This window comes from Agromyces sp. GQ35, assembly GCF_059758475.1.
In genome coordinates, this window is the sequence record NZ_JCAXEO010000004.1 from 1 (window position 1) to 5,627 (window position 5,627).

The following is a 5,627-nucleotide window of genomic DNA, read 5'->3' on the forward strand; positions in this document are numbered from 1 at the left end:
GGTGCGTCCGTTCCTTGAGAACTCAACAGCGTGCACTATGTTCAATGCCAATTTTTGAACCCCATCCGGTTTTTGGATCGGTGGGATTCCTTTGATTGATGGACAATTTGATTATTAAGTAGTCAGTTGTTTCTCTGTCAGTGATTGATACTCTCAATGCTCCTTCGGGGGTGTTGGAACCAGTTTTTTTGGAGAGTTTGATCCTGGCTCAGGACGAACGCTGGCGGCGTGCTTAACACATGCAAGTCGAACGATGAAGCCCAGCTTGCTGGGTGGATTAGTGGCGAACGGGTGAGTAACACGTGAGTAACCTGCCCTGGACTCTGGGATAACTCCGAGAAATCGGTGCTAATACCGGATAGGACCTGGAACCGCATGGTTTTGGGTGGAAAGTTTTTCGGTCTGGGATGGACTCGCGGCCTATCAGCTTGTTGGTGAGGTAATGGCTCACCAAGGCGTCGACGGGTAGCCGGCCTGAGAGGGTGACCGGCCACACTGGGACTGAGACACGGCCCAGACTCCTACGGGAGGCAGCAGTGGGGAATATTGCACAATGGGCGCAAGCCTGATGCAGCAACGCCGCGTGAGGGATGACGGCCTTCGGGTTGTAAACCTCTTTTAGTAAGGAAGAAGGGGAGCTTGCTCCTTGACGGTACTTGCAGAAAAAGGACCGGCTAACTACGTGCCAGCAGCCGCGGTAATACGTAGGGTCCGAGCGTTGTCCGGAATTATTGGGCGTAAAGAGCTCGTAGGCGGTTTGTCACGTCTGCTGTGAAATCCCGAGGCTCAACCTCGGGCCTGCAGTGGGTACGGGCAGACTAGAGTGCGGTAGGGGAGAATGGAATTCCTGGTGTAGCGGTGGAATGCGCAGATATCAGGAGGAACACCGATGGCGAAGGCAGTTCTCTGGGCCGTAACTGACGCTGAGGAGCGAAAGCGTGGGGAGCGAACAGGATTAGATACCCTGGTAGTCCACGCCGTAAACGTTGGGCGCTAGATGTGGGGACCTTTCCACGGTTTCCGTGTCGTAGCTAACGCATTAAGCGCCCCGCCTGGGGAGTACGGCCGCAAGGCTAAAACTCAAAGGAATTGACGGGGGCCCGCACAAGCGGCGGAGCATGCGGATTAATTCGATGCAACGCGAAGAACCTTACCAAGGCTTGACATAACCGAGAACGCCGCAGAAATGTGGAACTCTTTGGACACTCGGTTACAGGTGGTGCATGGTTGTCGTCAGCTCGTGTCGTGAGATGTTGGGTTAAGTCCCGCAACGAGCGCAACCCTCGTCGTATGTTGCCAGCACGTAATGGTGGGAACTCATATGAGACTGCCGGGGTCAACTCGGAGGAAGGTGGGGATGACGTCAAATCATCATGCCCCTTATGTCTTGGGCTTCACGCATGCTACAATGGCCGGTACAAAGGGCTGCGATGTCGTAAGGCGGAGCGAATCCCAAAAAGCCGGTCTCAGTTCGGATTGAGGTCTGCAACTCGACCTCATGAAGTCGGAGTCGCTAGTAATCGCAGATCAGCAACGCTGCGGTGAATACGTTCCCGGGCCTTGTACACACCGCCCGTCAAGTCATGAAAGTCGGTAACACCCGAAGCCAGTGGCCTAACCGCAAGGAGGGAGCTGTCGAAGGTGGGATCGGTGATTAGGACTAAGTCGTAACAAGGTAGCCGTACCGGAAGGTGCGGCTGGATCACCTCCTTTCTAAGGAGCAACTCGGAGGCCTTCGGGTCTTCGCAGTGCTGACCAGATCGGGTCCTTTGTGGCTCGCTGGTTGCTCATGGGTGGAACATTGACATAGGTGCTGGTTGATTTCGGCTGGATTTAGTACGCCTCGCTTGCGGGGTTGGAAGGGTTTGGTTGGGGGAGGCTGGCACGTGCACGCTGTTGGGTCCTGAGGGACCGGACAACTCTGCGCCTTTTGGGGTGTGGGGGTGATGGTTTCTTCAGGCCTTCACTGATGCCGATGGTTTTGATTCGGTAGGTGGTGGGGGCTCTGGCCGTCTGTTGAGAACTACATAGTGGACGCGAGCATCTTAGAAACGGGACTTTGGTCCTGTTTCACAAAAGGTGAATCGCCGAATTGCATCCTTCGGGGTGTTGTTTGGTGTGTTCACTGGTCAATTTCGCAGCACCTTCGGGTGTTGCACGATTCGATCTCATGTGATTTCAAGTTTTTAAGAGCAAACGGTGGATGCCTTGGCATCTGGAGCCGAAGAAGGACGTCGTAATCTGCGATAAGCCTCGGGGAGCTGATAAACGAGCTGTGATCCGAGGATTTCCGAATGGGGAAACCCCGCCAGGCCCTTTGGGTGACCTGGTGACTCCCGCCTGAATATATAGGGCGGGTAGAGGGAACGTGGGGAAGTGAAACATCTCAGTACCCACAGGAAGAGAAAACAACAGTGATTCCGTCAGTAGTGGCGAGCGAACGCGGAAGAGGCTAAACCGAGCCATGTGTGATACCCGGCAGGGGTTGCATGGTCGGGGTTGTGGGACCTTTCGGACTGTACTGCCGTGCAGTCACGGTGACGCGTCAGGTATAGACGAACCGGATTGAAAGCCGGACCGGAGTGGGTGTGAGTCCCGTAGTCGAAATGCCTGGCGGCCCGGAGAGGTATCCCAAGTAGCGCGGGGCCCGAGAAATCCCGCGTGAATCTGTCAGGACCACCTGATAAGCCTAAATACTCCCAGATGACCGATAGCGGACAAGTACCGTGAGGGAAAGGTGAAAAGTACCCCGGGAGGGGAGTGAAATAGTACCTGAAACCGTTTGCTTACAAACCGTTGGAGCCTCCTTGTTGGGGTGACAGCGTGCCTTTTGAAGAATGAGCCTGCGAGTTAGTGATTTGTGGCGAGGTTAACCCGTGAGGGGCAGCCGTAGCGAAAGCGAGTCTGAATAGGGCGATTCAGTCGCAGGTCCTAGACCCGAAGCGAAGTGATCTATCCATGGCCAGGTTGAAGCGACGGTAAGACGTCGTGGAGGACCGAACCCACTTCAGTTGAAAATGGAGGGGATGAGCTGTGGATAGGGGTGAAAGGCCAATCAAACTTCGTGATAGCTGGTTCTCTCCGAAATGCATTTAGGTGCAGCGTTGCGTGTTTCTTGCCGGAGGTAGAGCTACTGGATGGCCGATGGGCCCTAAAAGGTTACTGACGTCAGCCAAACTCCGAATGCCGGTAAGTGAGAGCGCAGCAGTGAGACGGTGGGGGATAAGCTTCATCGTCGAGAGGGAAACAACCCAGACCACCAACTAAGGTCCCTAAGCGCGTGCTAAGTGGGAAAGGATGTGGAGTTGCACAGACAACCAGGAGGTTGGCTTAGAAGCAGCCACCCTTGAAAGAGTGCGTAATAGCTCACTGGTCAAGTGATTCCGCGCCGACAATGTAACGGGGCTCAAGCACGCCACCGAAGTTGTGGCATTGACATTAATGGTAGGCCTTCGTGGTCCAGCCGTGTTGATGGGTAGGAGAGCGTCGTGTGGCCAGCGAAGCGGCGGTGTGAACCAGCCGTGGAGGCCACACGAGTGAGAATGCAGGCATGAGTAGCGAAAGACGGGTGAGAAACCCGTCCTCCGGAAGACCAAGGGTTCCAGGGTCAAGCTAATCTGCCCTGGGTAAGTCGGGACCTAAGGCGAGGCCGACAGGCGTAGTCGATGGACAACGGGTTGATATTCCCGTACCGGCGAAGAACCGCCCACATGAAATCAGGAGTGCTAAGCATCCCAAGACGCGTGGATCCCTTCGGGGACGATCGTGAGGCGGCATGCGACCCCATCTGGTGGAGTGAGCGTATTAACAGGTGTGACGCAGGAAGGTAGCCGATCCCGGGCGATGGTAGTCCCGGGGCAAGTGCGTAGGCCGAACCGTAGGCAAATCCGCGGTTCATCAAGGCTGAGACACGATGCGGATAAAAAGTTGGTGATCCTATGCTGCCGAGAAAAGCATCGACGCGAGGTTCTAGCCGCCCGTACCCCAAACCGACTCAGGTGGTCAGGTAGAGAATACCAAGGAGATCGAGAGAATCGTGGTTAAGGAACTCGGCAAAATGCCCCCGTAACTTCGGGAGAAGGGGGGCCTAAGGCGTGAACTCACTAGCTGAGGGAAGCGCTGCAGGGCCGCAGAGACCAGTGGGAAGCGACTGTTTACTAAAAACACAGGTCCGTGCTAAGTCGCAAGACGATGTATACGGACTGACGCCTGCCCGGTGCTGGAAGGTTAAGAGGACCGGTTAGCCGCAAGGCGAAGCTGAGAATTTAAGCCCCAGTAAACGGCGGTGGTAACTATAACCATCCTAAGGTAGCGAAATTCCTTGTCGGGTAAGTTCCGACCTGCACGAATGGCGTAACGACTTCCCAGCTGTCTCAACCGCGAACTCGGCGAAATTGCATTACGAGTAAAGATGCTCGTTACGCGCAGCAGGACGGAAAGACCCCGTGACCTTTACTACAGCTTGGTATTGGTGTTCGGTGTGGCTTGTGTAGGATAGGTGGGAGACTTTGAAGCTGGCACGCTAGTGTCGGTGGAGTCAATGTTGAAATACCACTCTGGTCACTCTGGATATCTAACTTCGAACCGTAATCCGGTTCAGGGACAGTGCCTGGTGGGTAGTTTAACTGGGGCGGTTGCCTCCCAAAAAGTAACGGAGGCGCCCAAAGGTTCCCTCAACCTGGTTGGCAATCAGGTGGCGAGTGTAAGTGCACAAGGGAGCTTGACTGTGAGACTGACAGGTCGAGCAGGGACGAAAGTCGGGACTAGTGATCCGGCAGTGGCTTGTGGAAGCGCTGTCGCTCAACGGATAAAAGGTACCTCGGGGATAACAGGCTGATCTTGCCCAAGAGTCCATATCGACGGCATGGTTTGGCACCTCGATGTCGGCTCGTCGCATCCTGGGGCTGGAGTAGGTCCCAAGGGTTGGGCTGTTCGCCCATTAAAGCGGTACGCGAGCTGGGTTTAGAACGTCGTGAGACAGTTCGGTCCCTATCCGCTGCGCGCGTAGGAAATTTGAGAGGATCTGACCCTAGTACGAGAGGACCGGGTTGGACGAACCTCTGGTGTGCCAGTTGTTCCGCCAGGAGCACCGCTGGTTAGCTACGTTCGGGATGGATAACCGCTGAAAGCATCTAAGCGGGAAGCCGGCCTCGAGATGAGATTTCCATCCCTTCGGGGGAGAGGCTCCCAGCCAGACGACTGGGTTGATAGGCCGGATGTGGAAGAGAGGACTAAAGACTCTCGGAGCTGACCGGTACTAATAAGCCGATAACTTGACAATCACTACACTCACACGTTTGAACACATTTCATGTAAAGGCCGTGTGTGTGGCCCAAGATTGCTCGCGTCCACTCTGTGGTTCCCTTCAGACGGAAACCCAACACAATTCAACACAGTTATACCCGCACCACCCAACCGAACCCCCGGGTTCGAGCCGGGTTGGTGCGGTCACCGAGACCACACACCCACCCCACAACACGTTTGTGGCGGGCAGCGGTGTGGCAAGAGTTTCGGCGGCCATAGCGCGAGGGAAACGCCCGGACACATTCCGAACCCGGAAGCTAAGACTCGCAGCGCCGATGGTACTGCAGGGGCGACCCTGTGGGAGAGTAGGACACCGCCGGACA

3 rRNA genes are annotated in these 5,627 nt (G+C 55.6%); all 3 read left to right on the forward strand.

The annotated features are described in order from the left end of the window. Positions 1-185 precede the first annotated feature (185 nt). Positions 186-1,713: ribosomal RNA gene (locus tag AC6CH0_RS17725) — 16S ribosomal RNA — on the forward strand. Between the two features lie 463 nt (positions 1,714-2,176). Then, positions 2,177-5,281 (forward strand): 23S ribosomal RNA (locus tag AC6CH0_RS17730). 228 nt (positions 5,282-5,509) lie between these two features. Next, positions 5,510-5,626, forward strand: a 5S ribosomal RNA gene (gene rrf / locus AC6CH0_RS17735). Together the 16S, 23S and 5S rRNA genes form the textbook arrangement of a ribosomal RNA operon. The last annotated feature ends 1 nt before the right edge of the window (position 5,627 follow it).